We start from the raw sequence: 22,169 nt of genomic DNA, 5'->3' as shown, positions 1-22,169 counted from the left end.
CGGCCGGGCTCCACCTCCTCGTGGTGCTGCTCTCCGGGCCGCGCAGCGAGGGGGCCCACAGCGCTCGTGAGCTCGCCGGCGCGGCGCTCCGGCAGGGCTGGCGGGTGAGCCTCTTCCTCGCCGGCGACGGCACCTTCCACACCGACTCGATGGCCCCGCTGCGCGAGGCCGGCGCCCGGGTGGTGCACTGCAGCGCCGACGCCGCGGTGCGGGGGTGGGACCGCCCCGGCGCCCCCGGCCGGGGCTCGTTCGTCGACCTCGGCGGCCTCGCCTCCGACGCCGACCGGGTGCTGGTGCTGTGAGCCCTCCCCCCACCGCCGAGCCCGCCCTGGTGGTGGTGCGCAGCGGGCCGGCGTCGGAGCGGGGCTGGCTGGGGCTGCGCATCGCCCTCGCGCTCGGGCTCGACGGCGGCGAGGTGACGGTGTGGCTGTGCGGCGACGGCGCCGGCTGGGCGCTGCCCCTCGACGTCCGCCCCTGGATGGCCGGCGATCCCGGCCGCGACCTCGACGGCCTCCTCGACGACGTCGGGGCGACGGTGCTGGTCGACGCCGGGTCGCTCGCCGCCGCCGGCGCCGATGCCGGATCCTGCCGCCGCGGGGTGACCGTCGCCGGCCCCGAGGAGTTCGCGCGCCGCTGGGGCGCGACCGCGCGGGTGCTGGCGGTGTGAGCGCCGCCACCGTGCTCCACCTGCTCACCGTGGTCGACGCCGCCGCGCTCGCCGCCGTCGAGGCCGACCGCGCCCTCGGCCACGAGGTGCACTGCGTGCTCCTCCACGACGCCGTCTACGCGCTCGGCTCCGAGCATGCGCCGCGCTGCGACCGGCTCTCGGTGTGCGCCGACGACCGGCGGCGGCGCGGCCTGCCGCCCACCGCCGCGGCCCTCGAGTACGCTGCGATCGTCGAGGCGATGGCACACGCGGTGCGGGTGGTGAGCTGGTAGCGATGGACCTGGAGACGAAGCTCGAGACGGTGCGCGGCCGGCTGCGCGGGCTGGGGTCGGTGCTGGTCGCCTTCAGCGGCGGCGCCGACTCCGCGCTGGTGCTCGCCCTCGCCCACGAGGTGCTGGGGGCGCGGGCGGCCGGCGCCATCGGGCTGAGCGCCGCGTACCCGGAGACCGAGATCGCGTCGGCGCGGGCCACCGCGGCGCACATCGGCGCCCGGCTGCTGGAGACCCCGACCGCCCAGCTCGCCGACCCCGACTTCCTCCGCAACGACGGCGTCCGCTGCTACCACTGCCGCGACGACCTCTACGCCACCCTGGGACCGCTCGCCGCCAGCCACGGGCTGGCGGCGATCTGCGACGGCACCAACGCCGACGACCTCGGCGACCACCGCCCCGGCCAGCGCGCCGCCCGCGAGGCGGGGGTGGTCAGCCCGCTCGCCGAGGCGGGGGTGGCCAAGGCGGAGGTCCGTGCCGCCTCCCGCGCCCTCGGCCTGCCCACCTGGGACAAGCCGCAGCAGGCCTGCCTCTCCTCACGCATCCCCCGGGGCACCCCGATCACCCTGACCGCGCTGCGCCGGGTGGAGCTGGCCGAGGCCTGGCTGCGCGCCCAGGGCATCACCCAGCTGCGGGTGCGGGAGCACGGCGAGTGCGCGCGCATCGAGGTCGAGGACGCCGCCGATCTCCTCCGCCTCGCCACCGAGCCGCTGCGCAGCCGCTGCGTCGAGGCGCTGCGCGGCGCCGGCTACGCCTTCGTGAGCCTCGACCTCGAGGGCTTCGCCACCGGCCGCATGAACCGCCTGGTGCCCGCGGAGGAGCGGGCCACCCCGTGACGCCGGAGCAGGACCTGAGCGAGGAGGAGCTGGTCCGCTACTCGCGGCAGATCGTGCTCCGCGAGGTGGGCGGCGCCGGCCAGCTGCGGCTCCGCTCCGCGGCGGTGGCGGTGGTGGGCGCCGGCGGGCTGGGCTCGCCGGCGGTGCTCTATCTCGCCGCCGCCGGGGTCGGCCGCATCACCGTGATCGACGACGACCGCGTCGCCCTCGACAATCTCCAGCGCCAGGTGCTGCACGACACCGAGGCGGTGGGCGAGCCCAAGGTGGAGAGCGCGCGCCGGCGGGTCACCGGGCTCAACCCGGAGGTGCGTGTCGACACCGTGGAGCGCCGCCTCGACGCCGCCGGCGCGGTGGCGACGCTCGCCGGTCACGACCTCGTTCTTGACGGATCTGACAATTTCTCGACGAAGTTCGCGGTGAACGATGCCTGCGTGCGGCTGGGGATCTGCGCGGTGATCGGCGGGGTGGTGCGGTTCGACGGGCAGGTGGTGGTGGTGCCACCGGGCGCCCCCTGCTACCGCTGCCTCTTCGGCGACGAGCCCCCCGCCGGTCTGGTGCCGGGCTGCCGCGCCGCCGGCGTGCTCGGTGCGGTCGCCGGCATGGTGGGATGCCTGCAGGCCGCGGAGGCGCTCCGGTACCTGCTCGCCGCCGGCGACGGGCAGGGCGGCCGCGTGCTCGTGCTCGACGCCCTGCGGCCGCGGCTGCGGGCGGTGCCGTTCCCGCGTGACCCGGGCTGCCCGGCCTGCGCCTCGGCGCCGCTTCCCGCGGCGCGGTGACAGCCGTCGCGGCACAGCCGCGATCGCTGGCAGGTGTTTTCTCTCGATGCACTTGATAGGATTTCCCACAGGAAGTTGGTGAGTGTGCGCACCACCCTGACGGCGCCCTGGCGGGCGGTCCCGCCCGGACGCTCCGGTGGGGTTCGGGGCGCGTGAGAGGCGGGTGCTATGAGCGTTGACAACGCCCAGCGAAACGCGGGTGACGAGCCCGGGCGCGATCTCGACGAGCTGCTGACGCTCGCCGCCGAGCTCGCCGGGCCGGAGAACCGAGAGGCCGCGCTGGAGCGGCGCAACCAGTACAGCGGCGAGCGCATGCTCGAGCTGATGGCCTCGGAGGAGGCGGCGCCCGCCGGCGGCGCCGAGCTGCTCGGGCGCAACGGCCGCCCCCGCCAGCGCGCCCGCATCCGCGCCGCGCTGGCGGCCTCGGTGGGCCCGCCCCCCGGCTCCACGGCGGCCGCCGCGGTCGACGCCGGGGCGTCCGGCTCGCGTCTCCCCAGCGTGGCGATCGGGCGCTGGCGGATGCCGATCGCCGTCGGCGCCGCCGCGGCCACCGCGGCCGCCGCCAGCGTCATCGCGCTCCACACCTGGGGCCCCGACCGCAGCCTCACCACCCCCTACACCTCGGTGCCGCTGGTCGCCCAGGGCGACGCCGGCGCCGCCGGGATCTGGCCGCAGCCCGTCTACGTCCCCAACAACTCCGGCGGCTCCGGCGGCTCGGGCGGCGCAGGTGGCGGCGCCGGCCCGCGGATCGTCCTGCCCGCGCCCGCGGTGGTCCAGGCGCCCCGGTCGGGCTCCTCGTCGGGCGCCTCCTCGGGCTCCTCCGGGGCCGGCGCCTCGGTGGGTGCCGCCTCGGCGGGCTCCGTCGCCGCCGGGCAGCAGGCGGCGGCGGGCGCGCCGGCGGCGGCGGGGGGGGCCGCCGGAGGCGGCGGCTCCTCCACCGATCCGAACGGCACCCTCACCGCCCGGGGCGGGTCGTCGAACGGCGGCGGCTCGCGCACCGCCGCGGACACCGGGGGCTCGGGCTCGGGCTCGGGCTATGGCCAGGACACCGGCTCGCTGAAGCCGCCGCCGCCCCGCTACCCGCCGAGCTACTACTCGTACCAGTACGCCGCCCCGGTGGCCACGGCGTCGCCGTCGCCGTCGCCGCGACCGACCCGCGCCGCGCCGACCCCGACGCCGTCGTCCACCCCGGTTCCGTCCCAGGACCCGGCCGCGCTGAGGCCGCCACCGCCACGGAGCGCCCCGCCGGTGCCCACCTCCTCGCCGTCGCCGGCACCGCGGCCCACGGCCACGCCGACACCCCGTGCCACCGCCACGCCGACGCCGAGGCCCAGCGCCACCGCGGCCCCGACCGCCACCGCCCAGCCGACGGCGTCGCCGACGCCGCCCCAGGACCCTGGGGCGCTGAAGCCGCCGCCGCCGCGGTGCGCCCCGCCGGTGCCCACGTCGTCGCCCACGCCGCGACCCACCCCGACGCCGGGGCCGACGCAGCGGCCGACCCCGCGTCCCACCGCGGCCTCCACCCCGCCGCCGACGGCGTCGCCGACCCCGCCCCAGGACCCCGGGGCGCTGAAGCCGCCTCCTCCGCGGACCAGTCCGCCGGTGCCCTCGCAGCCGACCCCGGCGCCCACCCCGCGCCCGACCCCGCGGCCGGCGCCCTCCTCGCCGCCCACCTCGCCGCCGCAGCGGACGCCCTCGCCGACCTTCGCACCGGCTCCCACCCAGGGGTCGCGCCAGACGCCGCCGCCCACCTCGCCGCCGCAGCGGACGCCCTCGCCGACGCCATGGCCCACGTCGCCGCCACAGCGGACCGCGCCGCCCACCTCGCCGCCGCAGCGGACCGCGCCGCCCACGGCGCCGCCGCAGCGGACCGCGCCGCCCACGTCGCCGCCGCAGCGGACCGCCCCGCCGGCGCCGCCGCCGCAGCGGACCGCCCCGCCGGCGCCCCCGCCCCAGCGGACGCCGCCGCCGGCACCGCCGCCCCAGAGGACCTCACCGCCGCAGTCCGGGCCGCCCAACTGCTCGCCGCAGCAGCAGCCGCGGAACCCGTCCTGCCCGCCGCCGCCGCCGCCGGGCTCGCCTCAGCAGGGGGGTGGGGGGAATCCGACACCGCCCCCACGCCGCTTCTGAGCGGTGTGGGGCGGGTGGGTCGGTTTCGCGTTGGAACCCATGCGCTACGGCCAGGGATGCCAGTATGCTTATCCACCCAACCCACAACCGGCCCAGCCGGTTGGGGACGGGCCTGTGGATGACCCTGTCGCCGCCGGGTGACGGCGCCGACGCCGACGACGAACTCCTCCAGCCGGATCTGCCCGTCGCCGCCTCGTCGAGAAGGCCGCGGAGCCACGCCACCCTCATCCGCCGACTGCGGTGAGGCGGCTCCGAGGGACGAGCGACACCCGCGGGCAGATCCGGCCTCCTCGGCGGGTCGCGCTGCCGCCTGGGTCGCTGCGTCACCGCGTCCTTGTGCATATCATCCTATTCATGTGTCCACTTTCTGTGCGCGCCGACCTGTCGGTCGAGCCGCCCGAGACCGCTGAGGCCGCCCGCGAGCGTCCCTGGTCGATGCTCAGCAACCACGGGCTCGTCTTCGTCGTCATCGCCCGTGACCCGCATGCCCGGGTGCGCGACATCGCCGACCGGGTCGGCATCACCGAGCGCGCCGCGCATCGCATCGTCGCCGACCTGTGCACCGAGGGCTTCGTCAGCAGGACGCGGGTGGGCCGGCGCACCGTCTACGAGATCCACCCCGAGCAGCGCTTCCGCCATCCGGCGCTGAGCTCCCAGGTGATCGGCCCCCTGCTGGAGATGGCACGGGCCGCAGACACGAGCCAGGACGCTCAGCTTACGAGACAGTAAGCAAGGGGTGGAAGCCTGTGCTCTCCAACGGGCAATGCGCCCCTTGGAGCGGCAGCATCAACTGATATAGTCCGTGTCATGTCTGTGGTGCCAGGCGCAGCGGGCTGAGCCGCGGGTGCTCTCGCGCATCTACGTCCCGCTCGACAACTCCGACCACTCCACCGCCTGCGTCAGCATCGCCGTCGAGCTCGCCGCCGCGTTCGGCGCGTCCTGCATCGGCTCCCACGTGTACGCGGCGCGAATGCACGACTACCGCTTCAAGCAGATGGAGTACACGCTGCCGGCGGAGTACCAGGACGAGGCCGAGCTGCTCCGCCAGCGGCGCATCCACGACAGCCTGATCGCCACCGGGCTGCAGCTCATCAGCGACTCGTACACCGACGTGATGCGCTACCGGTGCCTGGAGCGCGGCGTGCCCTTCGAGGCCCGTGCCATCGATGGCCGCAACTGGGAGGAGCTGGTCCGCGACATCAACGACCCCGCCACCGGCTGCGACCTGGTGGTGATGGGCGCCCTGGGGATGGGCGCGGTCAAGGAGTCGCGGCTGGGCAGCGTCGTCGACCGGGTGATGCGCCGGGTGCGCACCGATACCCTGGTGGTGCGCGGTACCGGGGACCGCACCCTCGCGGATGGCGGCATCCTGGTCGCCGTCGACGGCTCGCCGCAGTCGTTCGGCGGGCTGCGCACCGCGCTGGCGCTGGGACGCGCGCTCGGCCGCCCGGTCGAGGCCGCGGCGGTGTACGACCCCTACCTGCACTACGCGGTGTTCAACAGCATCGTCGACGTCCTCAGCGAGAAGGCGTCGAAGGTCTTCCGCTTCAAGGAGCAGGAGGCGCTCCACGAGGAGATCATCGACACCGGGCTGGCGAAGATCTACGAGTCCCACCTGCAGGTGGCCCGCGTCACCGCCGCCGCGGAGGGCGTCGACCTCCCCATCACCCTGCTCGACGGCAAGCCCTTCGAGCAGCTGCTCCGCTTCGCCCGGGAGCGGCGGCCGTGGCTGCTGGTGGCGGGGCGCATCGGCGTGCACTCGGACTCGGCGATGGACATCGGCAGCACCACCGAGCAGCTGGTGCGGCTCGCCGGGTGCAACGTGCTGCTCAGCAGCCGCACCCACGTTCCCCCGCTCGACACCCGCGCCGCCCACTCGGTGATCTGGACCGACGAGGCCGAGGCGCGGATGGAGCGCATCCCCGCCGCGGCCCGGGGCATCGCTCGCACCGCGGTGCTGCGCTGGTGCACCGAGCGGGGCCACACCGTGGTGTCGTCGGGCGACGTCGACAGTGCGGTCGACGAGCTGATGCCCTTCCAGCGGACCCTGCGCCGCATCGGCGAGGTCGCCGCCACACTGGAGGCGGCGGAGCGTGCCATGGTCGAGGAACCACCGATCGAGCGGGCGAGGGCGCTGTGCACCACCTGCGGCTACGCCGCCAGCGCGGACGAGCCGGTGGTGTGCCCGGTCTGCGGGGGTCCACCGGAGGGCTTCGAGCGGATCGACGTCGAGGCCCTGCTCGCCACCGCCGCCACCGAGGGCGAGGCGCCCGAGACCGGCTTCGACGGCCGCAAGCTGGGCTGGACGATGGAGGCGCGGGCGCTGCTCCACCAGCTCCCCGCGGGCTACCTGCGCCGCCGGGTGAAGGCGATCGTCGAGAAGGCGGCGCGCACCCGCCGGCTGCCGGCGATCACGGTGGGGATCGTCGAGGCCCACGTGCGGCCCGAGCTCGAGGGGCTCGACGCCGCCGCCGGCCCGCATCGCGCCCCGATCGTCGCCGCAGCCCCGCCCCAGCCGGCGGGGCCGGTGCGGCTGCCCTGGAGCCTCGAGGCCGAGAGCCGCATCGAGCGCATCCCCGAGGGGTTCCTGCGCAACCTCGCCCGCGAGCAGGTGGAGCGGCTCGCCCTGCAGCTGCACGCCGCCGAGGTCACCGGCCTCCACGTCGAGGCGGGCATCGCCGAGGCTCGGGCGCAGATGCAGGCGCGGCTGGGCGGCAGCGGCGCGGCGTCCGGTTCGGGCGGCTGCCCGGTGGGCGGCGGCGCCGCCGCCGCGGAGACGCCGGCGCCGCGCTGCCCGGTGAGCCACGCGTCCGAGGGGTCCGAGGGGTCCGAGGGGTCCGAGGACTCCGAGGAGGAGGAGGCGGCGGCGCCGCCCGACCCCTACGCGGGCGTCGCCGACCTCGCCCGCGGCTCGCAGCGAGTCGATCCGGAGGTCGCCAGGGAGATGACCCGCGCCGCCGCCGAGGCCCGGGCGCGGCTGCGCGGCCTCAACGAGGTGACCGCCGGCTTCGTCGAGACCCTGGGCAGGAAGATGGGCTACGGCCACCCCGCCTCGCCGCTCACCCACGAGCTCTTCTCACGGTTCACGTGGACGCCCGAGGCCGAGCAGCGGCTCACCCACGTCCCCGACTTCTGCCGGGAGATGGTGCGCTGGCGGGTGGAGTGGTTCGCGAACAAGCGCGGCCTGGGGACCGTGATCACCCCCGAGATGGTGGAGGGCAAGCTCGCCGCCTGGGGCGAGGTCTCCACCCAGATCCAGGCGGCGGGGGCGCGGCTGCCCTGGACCGACGCGGCGCGGGCGCGCCTCGACCGGGTGCCCGACTCGGTGCGCGGCGAGGTGATGCAGGCGATCGAGGGCAACGCCCGCGCCGCCGGCGCCACCGAGGTGGACGACGCCGCCCTCGACGCCATGGTCGGGCACTGGACCGTCAGCGGCGACTTCCACCAGGGCCGCTTCGGGTTCAGGGCCCCCGGTGAGAGCGAGCGGTGATCCCCCCGGCGCTCGACGTCCCCACCCCCGACTGGCCGGTCGTCGGGGACCAGGTACCGATCGCCGTCCTCTTCACCGTCCACATCGCGATCGCCGAGTTCAGCCTGGGGGTCATCACCCTGGCGCCGATCCTCGAGGCCTGGGGTGCGGGCAGCGGCGGCGAGCGCGCCGCGCGGCTGGCGCGTCAGCTGGCCCGGGCGTACTACCTGCTCTTCAGCCTCGGGGCCACGCTCGGAGTGTTCGCGGTCACCGCACTGATCGGCCTGTGGGGGAACCAGATCGGCACCCTGGTCAACCGCTTCCTGCCGCTCATCGGCGTCGCCTTCGGCACCTTCCTGGTGCTGACCCCGCTCCTGATCCTCTACGAGAACAGCTTCGGGCGGATGCCCGGGCGTCGCCACGTCAGCCTCGGCGTCGCCGTCGCCGCACTGCAGACCCTGTTCATGGTCTGCATCGTCGCCATCGACGCCCACCTCATCAACCCCGGGCCGGCCGGCCTGCTCGGCGGGGCTCGCAACCCGGTGTACTGGGGGCTGCTGCTCCACCGGCTGGTGGGCAACGTGAGCTGGGCCGCGTTGTTCGTCGCCGCCTATGCGGTGCTGCGCCTGCGCCGCGCCACCGACGAGGGCGAGCGCGCCTACCGCGCCTGGAGCGCCGGGGTGCTGCTGCGCATCGGCACCGCCACCCTGGTGCTGATGCCGGTGCTCGGCTTCGTCATCATGCTCACCCTGCGCGGCAGCGCCCGCGGCTTCCTCGACAACCTGGTCCGCGGTGATGCCGCCTGGCTCTTCGTGATCCAGTCGGCGCTGCTCGGGGTGCTCTTCGTCGGTGCCAACCTCGCCCTCGCCCTGGAGACGCGCCGGCAGCGGGCTCGCATGGACACGACCGGGCGGCTGGCCATCGCCGTCGCCACCGGCGGCGCGGTGGTGGGGCTGCTGCCCGCGCAGGTGCTCACCGAGTCGATCTACGGGCTGCGCTACGCCGGCCTGCTCGCGGCGGTGCTGGCGACGCTCGCCCACCTGGTGGTGCGCACCCTGCCGCGGCGGCCGGCCTCGGCGCCCGCCCCGGCGCCCGGCGCCGAGGCGGCGCTGCCCTTCGCCGGCCCCTCGGCGCGGGCGGCGGTCGGCGTCGTCGGGGTCGTCGCCGCGGTGCTCTCGCTCTACATGGGCTTCATGAAGGAGCAGGCGCGCGGCCCCTACGCGATCTATGGCGAGATGACCCAGCACGACGCCCACGGCGTCTACAACCCGGGGAACACGTACCCGTGAGCGCTCACCTCCCGCTGCTGCGCGCCGCCGACTTCCAGACCGCCTGGTACTACTCGCTGGTGGTCTTCACCATCGCCGGTGTCACCGTCTGGGCCGCGGCCCAGACGGTGCGCGCCGTCCCCGCCATGTGGCGCGCCCAGCAGCGCGGCCTGGCGGTGCTGGTGGCGTCGGTCACCACCGTGACCATGGTCCTCTTCACCTCCATGCTGCTGACCACGGCGATCACGCTGCTGCAGGGACCGCCGCGATGACGCGATACAGCCGGCGCAGGGCGCTCATCACCGGGACCGCGCTGGGCTCGGCGGCGATCGGGCTGATGCTCTCCATCCCGGCGATCGGCTTCGTCATCAGCCCGCTCTTCACCACCCGGCGACACTCGTGGGTCCGCGTGACCACGCTCGATCGCGTGCCCCTGGACACGCCCACACCCTTCACCGTGTCGGTGCCCATCAACCAGGGGCCGCCCAGCGAACCGGTCGACCGCATCGTGTACGTGGTCCGGCGGCGCAGCGGCGAGGTCCACGTCCTCTCCAACACCTGCAGCCACATGCAGTGCAACGTGCACTGGGACCCGAAGCTCGGGAACGCCGGGCAGTTCCTCTGCCCCTGCCATGGCGGCCTGTACGACATCACCGGCCTCAACGTCGGTGGCCCGCCCCCGTCGCCGCTGCCGCCCTGGCGGCATCGCATCAGCACGCTTCCGGATGGGACCAGGCTCCTGGAGATCGAGAACAGCTACGGGGAGAGCATCTGAGGTGGCGTTGCTGCGGCTGCTCACGCGCCCGATGGGCCGCCGGCTGCGCGCCGGCTACGGCTGGGTCGACGAGCGCACCGGCACCACCACGATGCTCCACAAGGGGCTCTACGAGGCGGTCCCCAAGCGCGGTGGCTGGGCCTACACGCTGGGCAGCGCCACCCTGGCGCTCATCCTCCTGCAGCTCTTCACCGGGATCTTCCTGCTGCTCGACTACGTGCCGTCCTTCAGCCAGGCCTACGACAGCCTGCACTACCTGGAGACCAGCGACCGCTTCGGTGCCTGGGTGCGGGGCATGCACCTCTGGGGCGCGTACGTCCTCATCCTGGTGATCGGCCTGCACATGCTGCGCACCTTCCTCTCGGCGTCGTACAAGCGGCCGCGAGAGCTGAACTGGGTGAGTGGCGCGGTGCTCTTCTTCCTCACCCTCGGCCTGGCGATCACCGGGGCGATGCTGCCCATGGACAACGCCGGGTACTGGACCGCGGTGGTGGTCACCAACATCCCCCACTACATCCCGTTCATCGGCGACGGGGTGCGCTCGCTGTGGCGGGGCAGCGACCTCGTCGGGCCGGTCACGCTGACGCGCACCTTCGCGATCCACATCTGGGTCCTGCCCTTCCTGCTCTTCGCGCTCATCGGCGGCCATCTGGCGCTGCTCCGCCGTCACGGCGAGTTCGGCTCCTGGGTCAACTACCAGACGGAGACCGACGACCCCGACCGCGAGATCACCGAGCGCATCCTCAAGGCCGAGCCGCCCTACCCGACCAAGCGCACCGGCCGGCGGTGGGCGGCGCCCCGCGAGACCGTCGACTTCTTCCCCGACCAGATCTTCAAGGACCTCGTCATCAGCCTCGTGCTGATCACCGTCATCTTCGTGATGGGCTACGTCGCCGGCGCCCCCCTCGACGAGCACTTCGACCCGGCGACATTGACATACGTGCCGACGCCGGAGTGGTTCTACCTGCCCCTCGACCAGGTGCTGCTGCTCCACCCCTCCAGCTACCTCATCCTGGTCGGCGCCCTCGGCCTCGTCGGCATCGGCGCGATGCTGCTCACCCTGCTGCCCTTCCTCGACCGCTCCCACGCGCGGGCTCCGCTGCGCCGCCCCGAGGTGCTCATCCCCGGGCTGCTCCTCGCGCTGACGGTGGTGATCCTCGCCGTGCTCGGCGCCAACCGGCTCTTCAACCTGTGAGCGGCGGGCTGCTCGCCGACTCGGTGCCGCAGTCGGTGCTCGGCAACAGCCTCTGGGTGGCGATCATCGCCAGCCTCCACATCCAGATCGCCACCTTCCTCACCGGCGCCTCCACGATGGCGGTGGTGAGCGAGAGCCTCGCGATGGTGCGCGGCGGCGCCGACCAGCGTCACGGGCGGCTCGCGCGCGGCCTGCTCCGCTCGATGGCGTACGCGTTCAGCTTCGATGCGGCCATCCCGATCTTCTGGGTGCTCTTCGTCCTCCTCGGTCTCTGGGGGACGTTCTTCGTCGCCCTGACCCGCATCACCTTCTGGGTGTTCATCTTCGAGGCGGGGCTGTTCCTCGCCGAGGTCATCCTGCTCTACACCCTCTATGCGAACTGGGACCGGCTCGAGCTCTACCGGCGCGCCCGCCTCGGCCTGATGGTGCTGCTCAACCTGGTGCTCTTCTGGCAGATGTTCTTCATCGACGTGGTCGCCTCGTACATGCTCACCCCCAACGGCGGCGACCACAGCCAGCTGGCCCAGGTCCTCAACCCCACCGACCTGCCACTCACCGTTCACCGCACCATCGGCAACCTCGCCTGGGCGGGAGCGCTCACCGCGGCCTTCGCGGCGGTGCGCTACCTGCGCGCCACCCGGCGGGCCCCCGAGGACGCGCCCTTCTACGACTGGGTGGTGCAGTGGGGGGTGCTGTTCGCCATCGGCTTCACCATCCTGCAGCCGTGGGTCGGCTACTCCTACGCCAAGGAGGTGCAGCTCCACGCCTACTCCGGCTGGTACACGATGATGTTCGGCGAGCTCTCCAACGTCTTCCTGCTGCAGATCACCCTGCTCGGGCTGATCTTCATCCTGGCGACGCTGTACCTGCTGCGCCGGCTGCGCGCATCGGGCGCGTCGGGGGTCCGCAGCCTGCGGCTCGCCCTCGGCCTCGAGATCGTCGCCACCCTGCTCGCCGCGATGCCCGCGCGCTTCGCCTGGACCCAGGGCGACGTCACCGCGCGCCACCTCGACCGCCCCTGGTGGCAGGGCGGCCTCGAGAACCCGATCGGCACCATGATCCCGAACAAGATCATCGCCCTGCTGGCGCTGATGGCGGGTGGCCTGTGGGCGCTCACCGTCTACCTGAAGGCGCTGAGCCGCGACCAGCTGCGCTGGGGCGAGGCCACCCGGCGCAGCGCCCGCGGGGTGATCGCGCTCGCGGTGGTGCTCAGCATGATGATGGCCACGATGGGGGTGATCCGCGAGCACAGCCGCCACCCCTACCTGATCTACGGCGAGATGACCATCGAGGGCCAGCACGTGGTCGACCACGCGTCGCCCTCGCCGGGGGCTACCCAGCGGTGACCGCGGGGGACGCCGCCGTCAGCACGCCGCGGATCCCCCACGGCGCCGTGGCCCTGCGCCTGCACCTCTTCCAGCGGCCCGGCGTCGAGGTGGTGCACTCGCTGCGGCCGCCCTGGCCACGCTGGGTGCAGCGTCTCTACGAGCTCGAGGAGGCGACCGAGGAGGGCATCGACGTCGAGCGCGGCGAGGTGACGATGGGCGCGGCGCTCAGCGCCACCGCCGACCGGCTCAAGCACCGGCTCGACCTGCTCGCCTGGGGGGTGACCGCGCTCGAGGACATGGGCTGGTGCTGCGAGCTCCACGGCGACGACATCATCGCCTGGCGGATCACCGCCCGCGCCGCCGCCCTGGAGCAGCTCGACGAGGCGGGGGTCGAGGGCCCGATCAGCAGCGTCTGCGAGCTCGACGATCGCCGCCGGCCCCGCCTCTTCGACGGGTGGGAGCTGTGAGTGCCACGGTGCTGGTGGTCGAGGACGAGCCGATGATCGGCCGCATCCTCGAGCACAAGCTGAGTCGCGAGGGGCATCGCGTGCTCTGGGCGCACAGCGCCGCGGAGGCGGAGGTGCTCGCCCGCGACGAGGCGGTCGACGTCGCCCTCGTCGACGTCACCCTCGAGCGCGACGGTGTCGCCCTCGCCGCCGCCTGGACCGACGGCCTGGCTCCCGCATGCGGCTGGTTGGCGATGGTGGAGGCGCGCCACCCCGAGGAGGCCGAGCGCGCCCGTGCGGCCGGCGCCCGCGGCGCGGTGGTCAAGCCGTTCAAGCCGACCGCGGTGGCGGCGCAGGTGCGGGAGCTGCTCGACGGGGCGCGGCGGCCCTCGCCCCGATGAGCGCCGTGACCGTCGAGGCGCGGGAGGTGGAGCGGCGCTACCCCGGCGGTCGCGGGGTCGGCCCCGTGAGCCTGCGCGTCGACGCGGGGGAGACCCTGGCCCTGATGGGCCACAACGGCGCCGGGAAGACCACGCTGCTCCGGCTCCTCGCCACCGCGGACCGTCCCCGCCGGGGCGAGCTGCGCTGGCACGGCGAGCGCTCGCCGCGGGCGGCGCGGCGCAGCCTCGGGCTCGCCCTCGACGGCGTCGACGAGGAGCCCTGCCTCAGCGGCCGGCAGGCGGCCCACTTCTGGTGCCGGCGCTGGGTCGCCGACCGCGACCGGGCGCGGCGGCTGGTCGACGCCGCCCTGGGCCGCTTCGGCCTTGCCGAGGTCGCCGACGAGCCGGTCGGCCGGTACAGCTATGGAATGCGCCGCCGGCTCGGGCTGGTCGAGGCGCTCGCCCACGAGCCCGCCCTCGCCTTCCTCGACGAGCCCACCGCAGGGCTCGATCCCGAGGGCGCCGGCAGCCTCGGCGACGAGCTGCGCCGCCGCGACGGCGCCGGGCTCACCTCGGTGGTGGCCAGCAACGACTGCGCGTTCGTCGAGGCGGCGTGCGGGCGGGTCGCGTTCCTCGCCGCCGGGCGGCTGGCCCGCTGCGCGGCGCCGCACGAGCTGCTCGGCGACGGCGACGGCACCCGGGTGGCCGAGCTCACCCTGGCGGGGACGGCCGATGCCGCCGCCTTCGCCCGGCTGCCCGGGGTGCGCGACGCGGTGGCGGTGGAGGCCGGCCTGCGGGTGCGGTTCAGCGGCGCCGAGGCGCTGCCCGCGATCGTCGCCCTCGCCGACTCGACGGGCCCGGGTCTGCGGACGCTGCGGCTGCGCCGCGCCGACCTCGGCGACTGCTTCGCCGCGCTCACCGGCCGGGCCCTGGAGGAGCGGGCGTGAGCGTGCTCACCGGCCTGCGTCGGGCCGGCGGTGCGCCCCCGGGGCTGCGCCGGTTGCTCCCGGGCACGCCGTGGGGGAGGGAGTGGCTGGTCACCCTGGCCCATCCCCGCGCCCTGGCGATGCGGGTCGCGGTGCCCCTGCTGCTCGCCGTCCCCCTGGTCACCGGCGGCGCCCCCACCTTCTGGGCGGCGATGCTGCTCACCGTCCTGGTGGCCATGGTCGGCGCGGTGGGGTCGGGGATGACCCTCGCCCGGGCGCGCGCCTCCGGCCACCTCGCCCGCCTCGCGGTCACCCCGGGCCCGGCGTGGCGCGCCACCGGCAGCTGGGTGCTCGCCGCCGCCGCGGTCGACGCCGTGCAGCTGCTCCCCGCGCTCGGCGTCGTGATGGTCGGGGGCGGGGCGGAGGCCGCGGGCAGCCTGCTGCTCTGCGTGGCGTCGACGCTGCTGTTCGCCAACGTGCTCGGGTGCGCCCTCGCGCTGCTCGCCGGCGGGGCCGCGGAGGTGCTGCTCGACGTCGCCGTGGTGCTCGCCCCACTGCTGTTCCTCGGCGGCCTGTTCACCGGGGTGCCCCGCCAGGGCTGGCGGTTGGTGGCGGCCCGGCTCGACCCCTTCGGTCACCTCCACTCCGCCCTGATCGGCGCGCTCGGCGGCGACCGCACCTTCGCTCCGGGCGAGGACGCCGCCGCCGCGCTCTGCGGGGCGGCGCTGGCGCTGCTCGCCCTGGTGCCGCTGGGGCGTGCGATGCTCCGCCGCCGGTGAGGGCGCTGGCGCTGCCGGTGGCCGCCCTGGTGGCGCTCGCCGGCTGCGGCGGGGCGGGGGGCGCCACCCTGTCCGCGGCATCGCTCGGCCTGCCCGTCAACCCGGCGACGGCGGCGCCGCTCGCCGCCACCCGGGTGGCCACCAGCCCCGACGGCGGCATCTATCTGAACTGGGACGACCTGTCGGTGGTGCTGCTCACCACCGCCGACGCCGAGCCGATCGCCGCGCGGCTGGCCGACCGGGCGGCGGAGTGGCCGGCGCTGCGCCCGCTGGGACGCCTGACCCTGCTCGGCATCCGGCTGCGCAACGACGGCAAGGCGGCGTCCGAGCCGGGGCTCGACGACCTCCAGGTGGCCAGCGACTACGCCCCCGACGGCACCGCCAGCGGGCCGCTGCGCCACCTGTACCACCCCACCTTCCCGCTGGCGGCGCTCAGCGACCGGGCGATCGCCGGCAACTGCAGCGTGCACCTCGACCCCGGGCAGACCGCGACGGTGCTGCTCGTCTACCCGCCGCTGCGGCCCTCTCCCTCGTACCTCTGGGGCCGGTTCCAGCGGTTTGCCCTGGAGCTGCGGCCGGGAGGGACGGCGGGCGCGCTCGGCGACCTCCACGTCGCCGCCTGCACGCCGCCCCCGCCGCCGCTGTGACCGCCGTCCGCCCCCCGCCCGGCTGGGGGGTGCACCTGCCCACCGCGCTGGAGACGCGGGTGCGAGCGGTGTGCCCGCACCAGCCGGGCGGGCCCTGGCCGTCCGCTCGCGCGCTCACCGCCGCGCTCGGCGCCGGGGCCAGGCGCTCGGGGCCGCCGCGGACGGTGGGTGCCGGCCGCGGGCTGCCGCTGATCACCGGGCAGCCGCTGCTCTGGGCCGGCGTGGACCTCGAGCTGGAGTGCCACGCCCATCCGTCGGGGGTGGTGGAGAGCGACCTCGTCGCGCCCCCCTGGGACGAGCTGGTGACCGCCGCGGCCGCCGAGGAGGAGTGGTGGGAGCTGGTCGACGCGGTCCTCGCCGCCGTCGACGCCCGCCACGGCGCCGTGCTGGACGGCGAGGCTCTCGACATCGCCGAGCCGTCGGCGGCGCTGTTGGGGGCCCGGCTGCGCCGTCACCTCGGCGTGCTCGTCGGCGAGCACCTCGCCGGGGCCGCCGGTGCCGCCGCCGTCGGCTACCGCTCGCTGCCGCGGAGCGGGCTGGTGCTGCTGCTGCGCTGAGGTCCGCCCGCGGGCAGCCGTGCCCTCTGCAGCCCCAGGGTGTGCACCGGGTCCGCGGCGGACACACGCCCCGCCCGGAACACCCGCCAGCGCTCCACCGCCGACCCGGCGAGCACCGCGACCCCGCCCGCGACGGCGGCCCAACGGTGGCGCCCGGCAAGGGCGACCAGCGCGGCACCCCCGCCGGTGAGCCCGGGCGCCGCCCACCGGAGCGGGCCGCGGTAGGCGCTCGCCAGCGGGCCGAGCCGGAGCTCCATGAGCTGTGCGGCCGCGATCTCGGCGATCGCCGCTCCGGCGCAGAGGCGGCGGGCCGGGCCGGCGTCGGCGGTGGGGGTGAGCACCAGGGCGGCGCCCGCGGCGCTGGCCGCCGAGCTCGCCGCGAAGACGAACGGGAGCTCGCTGCGCGCCCCGTGCCAGGCGGGAACCGCGGTGTCGGCGAGCAGCACCGCGGTGTAGGTGGAGAGCGCAGGGCCGAGGGCACCGGCGACGCGCTCGGCGGTGCGGCCGGTGCGCGGCAGCAGGCCGGTCAGGTCGGAGGCGGAGGCGACGGCGGTGGCGGTGCCGATGGCGCCGAGGATCCAGCTGCCCACGCTCATCGGTGAGCTCGGCTTCAGCACCCGCAGCATGTGGTGGAAGCGCTCGCGCCGGCCGAGGTCGCGGATCAGCAGCACCGGGCTCACCGTCAGCCCGGCCATCGCGGTCAGGAGCGAGCGCCGCGCCAGGCGGTCGTTGCCCCGCGCGCGAGCGGCGGCCGCGAGCACCGCCGAGGCTCCGGAGAGCCCGCCGGTGAAGAGGTAGGCGGCGATGTCCGGCTCCCACACCGGGGGCTTGAGCGGCGAGCGCCCGCAGTACGAGCGGGCCGGGGTCACCGCCATCCGCGCACCGCCCCGAGCACCCCGGCGGCGAGCACCACCGCCGCCGCCGCCGCGCTCGCCCACATCCGTCCCAGGTCGCGGGTGGGCACCACCGGGTCGGGCGGCAGCCCGTACACCTCGGGCTCGTCGAGGAGGAGGAAGAAGGCGTGGCCGCCGCCGACGCCGTCGTCCGGTCCGGTGCCGTACAGGCGCGCATCGGTGACGCCACGGTGCTGCAGCGTCTCCACCCGCCCCCGCGCGAGCGGCAGAAGGTCGTCGAGGGCGCCGAACTGAATCGACTTGGTGGGGCAGGCCTGGGCGCAGGCCGGCTCCAGGTCGCCGCGGAGGCGGTCGTAGCACAGCGTGCACTTCCACGCCCGCCCGTCGCCCTCGCGCCGCTCGATCACCCCGAAGGGGCAGGCGCTGACGCAGTAGCCGCAGCCGTTGCAGATGTCCTCCTGCACCACCACGGTGCCGAACTCGGTGCGCATCAGGGCGCCGGTCGGGCAGACGTCGAGGCAGCCGGCGTGGTTGCAGTGCTTGCAGACGTCGCTGCTCATCAGCCATCGCAGCCCGTCCTCGCCGCCGCCCTGCTCGATGAAGGCGACGTGGCGCCAGGCGTTGGCGCCGAGGCCGCAGGTGTTGTCGTACGAGTGGCCGGTGAACGATCGCTGTTCCGCGGGCACGCGGTTCCACTCCTTGCACGCCACCTCGCAGGCCTTGCAGCCGATGCACAGGGAGGTGTCGGTGAAGAACCCCATCCGCCGCGGGGTGCCGTCGGGCTCGTGGGAGGCGATGTCGAGATCGTGGCTGACGATGGTGCTGGTCACATCCCCGCCCTCCGCCGGTAGTCCTCGACCAGGTCGCGCAGCGCGGGGCCGCGGGGGCGGCGTCCGGGGCGGATGTCGCAGGTCGCCGCCTTCACCTCCTGGATGTGCACGTTGGGGTCGAGCGCCAGCGCGAAGAGGTCGTTGCCGGAGTCGCCTCGGCTGCCGCCCCTGGTGCCCCAGTGATAGGGCACGCCGACGGTGTGCACCTCGCGGCCACCGATCCGCTGGGAGCGCATGCGCTCGGTGACGAGCACCCGTGCCTCGATGGCCGAGCGGGTGGTGATCACCGTCGCCCAGCCGCCGTTCACCAGGCCGCGTTCGACGGCGAGCCGGGGCGAGACCTCGACGAACATCTCCGGCTGCAGCTCGCTGAGGTAGCCGACATAGCGGCTCATCCCGCCCGCGGTGTGGTGCTCGGTGAGGCGGTAGGTGGTGACCACGTAGGGGAACGGCCCGTCGGGCTGGGGGCGGTCCGGAGGATGGTTGTAGGGGTTGAGGCGGCGCCGGAGCGGGAACTGCTGGCGCACCGGGTTGGACGGGTGCGACTCGTACAGCGGGTTGCGCACCGGCGACTCCTGGGGCTCGTAATGAGTGGGGAACGGGCCGTCCTTGACCCCGTCCGGGACGAACAGCCAGGCACGGCCGTCGGCCTGCTGGATGAACGGGTCGGCGCCGCGGAGGGCCTTCTCCGCGGTGGCGCCCTCGGGCGGCATGTAGTCTGGCGGCGTCGTCGTGACGAAGTCGGGCACGTCGGCGCCGGTCCACTCCCGCCGCTCCGCGTCCCACCACACGTACCGCTTGCGCTCCGACCACGGCCGTCCCTCGGGATCGGCGGAGGCGCGGTTGTAGAGGATGCGCCGGTTCGCCGGCCATGCCCACCCCCACTCCGGCGCGACCACGCTCTGCTCGTGGCGGGAACGGCGTCGCGCCGCCTGGTTCCTCTCGCCGGCGTACACCCCGCAGTAGATCCAGCAGCCAGCCGCGCTGGTGCCGTCGTCGCGCATCTCGGTGAACGAGCTCAGCGCCCTGCCGTCGGGGCCCCAGCCGTTGATCTCGCGGAGCACCGCCTCGGCGCTGGGGTCCGCCGTCGGTCCCTCGGTCGGGTAGTCCCAGGTGAGCTCGAGCAGGGGCCGGTCACGAGGCTCGGTCGAGTCCCGCAGCTTCTCGCGGATGATCCGGCCGAGGTGGTAGTAGAACCACAGGTCCGACCTGCAGTCGCCCTTCGGCTCCACCGCCCTGCTGTGCCACTGCAACAGCCGCTGGGTGTTGGTGAAGGTGCCGTTCTTCTCGGTGTTCGCCGCCGCCGGCATGAGGAAGACCTCGGTGCCGATGTCGGGGGTCCTCAGCTCGCCGGTCTCGATCTCCGGCGAGTCCTTCCAGAACGCGGCGGTCTCGGTCTCGACCAGGTCGAGGACGACGAGCCAGTCGAGGCGGGAGAGGGCGAGCCGGTGCAGCCGGCTGTTCGCCGAGCCCACCGCGGGGTTCTCGCCGGGGACGAGGAAGCCCTTCACCGTGCCGTCGAGCATCGCCAGAGTGGAGGCGTACGCGGAGTGGTCGCCGCTGATCCGGGGAAGGTGACCGAAGGCCCAGTCGTTCGCGGCGTTCGCATGGTCGCCCCACCACGCCTTCATCAGGCTGACGAAGTACTCGGGCATGTGACCCCACCACCCGGTCGACGAGGAGTTGCGGCGGATGTAGTCCTGGTGGGAGCCGTCGGTGTCGGCGTGCGGCATCGGCAGGTAGCCGGGGAGCAGGTCGTAGAGGGTCGGCACATCGGTCGAGCCCTGGATGCTGGCGTGCCCGCGCAGTGCCATGATCCCGCCGCCCGGCCGGCCGATGTTGCCGAGCAGCTGCTGGATGATCGCGGTGGTGCGGATGTACTGGACGCCCACGGTGTGCTGGGTCCATCCCACCGAGTAGGCGAACGCCGAGGTGCGTTCGCGGCCGCTGTTCTCGCAGAGGGTGTCCGCCACCCGGAGGAAGAGCTCGCGGGGGATCCCGCACACCTCCTCGACCAGCTCGGGCGTGTAGCGGCGGTAGTGGCGGCGCAGCAGCTGGAAGACGCAGCGCGGGTCCTGCAGGGTGCGGTCCTGTGGCGGCTGGGCGTGCTCCAGCCGGCGCCCGTGGCCGCCGGTCTCCTCGCCGGCGGCGTGCCCTCCCGCCTGGTGCTCGCCGGCCGCGGAGGTGACCTCCATGCCGCGGTACTGCCAGCTGCTGACGTCGTAGGAGGGCCCGCTGGGATCGAACCCGGAGAAGACGCCGTCGAGGTCCTCGGTGTCCTGGAAGTCCTCGCTGATCAGCGTCGCCGCATTGGTGTACTCGAGCACGTACTCGGGGAACCAGCGCTCGTTCTCGAGGATGTGGTGGACGATGCCGCCGAGGAACGCGATGTCGCTGCCGGCGCGGATCGGGACGTGGAGGTCGGCGACCGCGCTGGTGCGGGTGAAGCGCGGATCGACGTGGATGATCGTCGCCCCCCGCTCACGCGCCTCCATCACCCACTGGAAGCCGACGGGGTGGCACTCGGCGAGGTTCGAGCCCTGGATGACGATGCAGTCCGCGTTCGCCAGGTCCTGCTGGAACGTGGTCGCACCGCCTCGTCCGAAGCTCGTCCCCAGACCTGGGACCGTGGAGCTGTGTCATATGCGTGCCTGGTTCTCGACCTGCACCACCCCCAGCGCGGTGAGCAGCTTCTTGATCAGGTAGTTCTCCTCGACGTCGAGGGTGGCGCCGCCGAGGCTGGCGATGCCGAGGGTGCGGTTGTAGATGCGCTCGTCCTCCCCCTCGCCCTCACGGTCCACGAAGGTGGCGGCGCGGGTGGCGATGACCCGGTCCGCGATCATGTCCATGGCCCGGTCGAGGGACAGGTCCTCCCACTCGGTGCCGTGGGGCCGCCGGTACCGGACCCGCCGCAGGCGGTCGTCGTGGCTCACCAGGCTCCGCGTCGCCGAGCCCTTGGGGCACAGCCGTCCCCGTGAGATCGGGCTGTCGGGGTCGCCGTCGATGTGGAGGATCTCGCCGTCCCTCACGTGCACCCGCTGGGCGCAGCCGACCGCGCAGTAGGGGCAGATCGAGGGCACGACGCGGTCGGCGTCCTGGGTGCGCGGGTGCAGCGCCTCGGTGCGCGGGGAGCGCACCGCGCGTCCGAGGCCGAGCGGGTCGCCGTCGGTCAGCTGCCGGATCAGCGGCCAGCGGCGCAGCAGGCGGGAGGGGTCCAGGGACGGCATCACGTGCTAATGCTAGCGAACATGTCGCCTAACATGATGCGTAGCATGGATGGAATAATTCCTACCGGACTGTAAGGCCGTGGGCGGGCGTGGACCTCGCCGGCGGCCAGCGGCCGCGGCCCCCCACCGTGCCGGGCCGCTGTGGCTGGGGCTGGCGGCGCTGCTCGCGGTGACCGGTGACCTTCATCAGCGGGGTTGGGGCCACGCCGCGGGCGTTCAGCGATGCGCCATCAGGCTCTGGTAGCCCGGGTTTGCGCCGCCCTGATAGGACGACGACCGACGGGGCCCCACGGTGTTGATCGCGGTCTTGCAGAACTGCGCCCGGTACACGGTGATGCTCCTGTCCGTGGCGTTGCCGAGGAAGAGGCCGTGCTCGCCGAAATGCAACGAGAGGCACGCGCCGTCCGGCGGGTTGCTGATCGTGTAGTTGTGGACCCGGCCGGCCTCCGTGCTGCTGACGTACACGGTTCCCGTGGCGCCCATCACGTCCCATGGGACGGTGAGCGCGACGACCGAGGCGACGCCCGCCGCGGCCAGCACGTGCACACGCCGAATGCCGACCAGCATCGGGATACCTCCTGTCGTGTGAGAGGCGCGAGCGTTGTAAGCAAGCGTAAATGCCACGGTCGGCGAGGTCAACCCACGTTTAGCGCCCCGGGCGTGTGTCAGTGTCAACCCGGAAGGGCAGCAGGTGGACTCGTGCTGATGGGGGCGCGCCCCTACGATCCCGTCCTGGGCCGGTTCCTCGCTGTTGATCCCGTCGAGACGTCGCGTGCGAAGGGCCTGACGTACGACGGGAGTGTGCTCGCG

At 74.5% G+C, this 22,169-nt stretch carries 23 protein-coding genes; 19 read left to right on the top strand and 4 right to left on the bottom strand.

Features of this window, described 5'->3' with window-relative positions; all coding sequences use genetic code 11:
* The first annotated feature begins 23 nt into the window (after positions 1–23).
* The 19 genes from VGL20_03280 (at position 24) to VGL20_03190 (ending at position 16,448) form a co-directional block, all read left to right on the top strand.
* A complete protein-coding gene (locus VGL20_03280; protein ID HEY2702692.1) occupies positions 24–302 on the top strand; it encodes a hypothetical protein in 279 nt (92 codons plus the stop codon).
* Positions 299–667 carry a DsrE family protein gene (locus VGL20_03275; GenBank protein ID HEY2702691.1) on the top strand — a complete coding sequence of 123 codons (369 nt, stop codon included), beginning with the start codon at positions 299–301 and terminating at the stop codon, positions 665–667. The genes VGL20_03280 and VGL20_03275 overlap by 4 nt, the downstream gene beginning before the upstream one ends.
* Positions 664–939 (top strand): hypothetical protein, encoded by a 276-nt coding sequence (locus VGL20_03270; GenBank protein HEY2702690.1) that lies wholly within the window; start codon positions 664–666, stop codon positions 937–939. Before VGL20_03275 ends, VGL20_03270 begins: the two co-directional genes overlap by 4 nt.
* A 2-nt stretch (positions 940–941) precedes the next feature.
* Positions 942–1,772, top strand: coding sequence for an ATP-dependent sacrificial sulfur transferase LarE (gene larE / locus VGL20_03265; protein HEY2702689.1), 831 nt, complete (start codon positions 942–944; stop codon positions 1,770–1,772).
* Positions 1,769–2,548, top strand: coding sequence for a molybdopterin-synthase adenylyltransferase MoeB (moeB, locus tag VGL20_03260; protein ID HEY2702688.1), 780 nt, complete (start codon positions 1,769–1,771; stop codon positions 2,546–2,548). Before larE ends, moeB begins: the two co-directional genes overlap by 4 nt.
* 168 nt (positions 2,549–2,716) lie before the next feature.
* Positions 2,717–4,678: a hypothetical protein gene (locus VGL20_03255; GenBank protein HEY2702687.1), complete on the top strand. Its 1,962-nt coding sequence runs from the start codon at positions 2,717–2,719 to the stop codon at positions 4,676–4,678.
* Positions 4,679–5,032: 354 nt separating this feature from the next.
* Positions 5,033–5,407 carry a MarR family transcriptional regulator gene (locus tag VGL20_03250; GenBank protein ID HEY2702686.1) on the top strand — a complete coding sequence of 125 codons (375 nt, stop codon included), beginning with the start codon at positions 5,033–5,035 and terminating at the stop codon, positions 5,405–5,407.
* Between the two features lie 115 nt (positions 5,408–5,522).
* A complete protein-coding gene (locus VGL20_03245; protein ID HEY2702685.1) occupies positions 5,523–8,168 on the top strand; it encodes a universal stress protein in 2,646 nt (881 codons plus the stop codon).
* Complete coding sequence (locus VGL20_03240) at positions 8,165–9,436, top strand: cytochrome ubiquinol oxidase subunit I (GenBank protein ID HEY2702684.1); 1,272 nt, start codon at positions 8,165–8,167, stop codon at positions 9,434–9,436. Before VGL20_03245 ends, VGL20_03240 begins: the two co-directional genes overlap by 4 nt.
* Positions 9,433–9,687 carry a hypothetical protein gene (locus VGL20_03235; GenBank protein HEY2702683.1) on the top strand — a complete coding sequence of 85 codons (255 nt, stop codon included), beginning with the start codon at positions 9,433–9,435 and terminating at the stop codon, positions 9,685–9,687. The genes VGL20_03240 and VGL20_03235 overlap by 4 nt, the downstream gene beginning before the upstream one ends.
* On the top strand, positions 9,684–10,190 hold the full coding sequence (locus VGL20_03230; GenBank protein ID HEY2702682.1) for a Rieske (2Fe-2S) protein: 507 nt from the start codon (positions 9,684–9,686) through the stop codon (positions 10,188–10,190). The genes VGL20_03235 and VGL20_03230 overlap by 4 nt, the downstream gene beginning before the upstream one ends.
* 1 nt (position 10,191) lies before the next feature.
* A complete protein-coding gene (locus VGL20_03225) occupies positions 10,192–11,385 on the top strand; it encodes a cytochrome bc complex cytochrome b subunit (GenBank protein ID HEY2702681.1) in 1,194 nt (397 codons plus the stop codon).
* Positions 11,382–12,731, top strand: a complete 1,350-nt coding sequence (locus tag VGL20_03220) for a hypothetical protein (protein ID HEY2702680.1) — start codon at positions 11,382–11,384, stop codon at positions 12,729–12,731. Before VGL20_03225 ends, VGL20_03220 begins: the two co-directional genes overlap by 4 nt.
* Positions 12,728–13,180: a hypothetical protein gene (locus VGL20_03215; protein HEY2702679.1), complete on the top strand. Its 453-nt coding sequence runs from the start codon at positions 12,728–12,730 to the stop codon at positions 13,178–13,180. The genes VGL20_03220 and VGL20_03215 overlap by 4 nt, the downstream gene beginning before the upstream one ends.
* Positions 13,177–13,560 (top strand): response regulator, encoded by a 384-nt coding sequence (locus VGL20_03210; GenBank protein ID HEY2702678.1) that lies wholly within the window; start codon positions 13,177–13,179, stop codon positions 13,558–13,560. Before VGL20_03215 ends, VGL20_03210 begins: the two co-directional genes overlap by 4 nt.
* Positions 13,557–14,486 (top strand): ABC transporter ATP-binding protein, encoded by a 930-nt coding sequence (locus VGL20_03205; GenBank protein ID HEY2702677.1) that lies wholly within the window; start codon positions 13,557–13,559, stop codon positions 14,484–14,486. Before VGL20_03210 ends, VGL20_03205 begins: the two co-directional genes overlap by 4 nt.
* The gene (locus VGL20_03200; GenBank protein HEY2702676.1) at positions 14,483–15,244 is read left to right on the top strand and encodes an ABC transporter permease; all 762 of its coding nucleotides are present in this window, start codon (positions 14,483–14,485) and stop codon (positions 15,242–15,244) included. Before VGL20_03205 ends, VGL20_03200 begins: the two co-directional genes overlap by 4 nt.
* On the top strand, positions 15,241–15,891 hold the full coding sequence (locus tag VGL20_03195; GenBank protein ID HEY2702675.1) for a hypothetical protein: 651 nt from the start codon (positions 15,241–15,243) through the stop codon (positions 15,889–15,891). The genes VGL20_03200 and VGL20_03195 overlap by 4 nt, the downstream gene beginning before the upstream one ends.
* Positions 15,888–16,448 carry a hypothetical protein gene (locus VGL20_03190; GenBank protein ID HEY2702674.1) on the top strand — a complete coding sequence of 187 codons (561 nt, stop codon included), beginning with the start codon at positions 15,888–15,890 and terminating at the stop codon, positions 16,446–16,448. Before VGL20_03195 ends, VGL20_03190 begins: the two co-directional genes overlap by 4 nt.
* Here VGL20_03190 and nrfD read toward each other — a convergent pair.
* The 4 genes from nrfD to VGL20_03170 form a co-directional block, all read right to left on the bottom strand.
* The gene (gene nrfD / locus VGL20_03185) at positions 16,403–17,323 is read right to left on the bottom strand and encodes an NrfD/PsrC family molybdoenzyme membrane anchor subunit (GenBank protein ID HEY2702673.1); all 921 of its coding nucleotides are present in this window, start codon (positions 17,321–17,323) and stop codon (positions 16,403–16,405) included. The genes VGL20_03190 and nrfD overlap by 46 nt on opposite strands.
* Entirely contained in the window at positions 17,314–18,063 is a 750-nt protein-coding gene (locus VGL20_03180) for a 4Fe-4S dicluster domain-containing protein (GenBank protein ID HEY2702672.1), read from the bottom strand. The genes nrfD and VGL20_03180 overlap by 10 nt, the downstream gene beginning before the upstream one ends.
* Before the next feature lie 65 nt (positions 18,064–18,128).
* Positions 18,129–21,359, bottom strand: coding sequence for a formate dehydrogenase (gene fdh, locus VGL20_03175; GenBank protein ID HEY2702671.1), 3,231 nt, complete (start codon positions 21,357–21,359; stop codon positions 18,129–18,131).
* 216 nt (positions 21,360–21,575) lie between these two features.
* Entirely contained in the window at positions 21,576–21,926 is a 351-nt protein-coding gene (locus VGL20_03170) for a hypothetical protein (GenBank protein ID HEY2702670.1), read from the bottom strand.
* Between the last annotated feature and the right edge of the window lie 243 nt (positions 21,927–22,169).

It is taken from the genome of Candidatus Dormiibacterota bacterium, assembly GCA_036495095.1.
Lineage (GTDB): Bacteria > Chloroflexota > Dormibacteria > Aeolococcales > Aeolococcaceae > CF-96.
The sequence above is the reverse complement of the archived record's forward strand: the minus strand, read 5'-3'. Positions and strand labels throughout refer to the sequence as shown.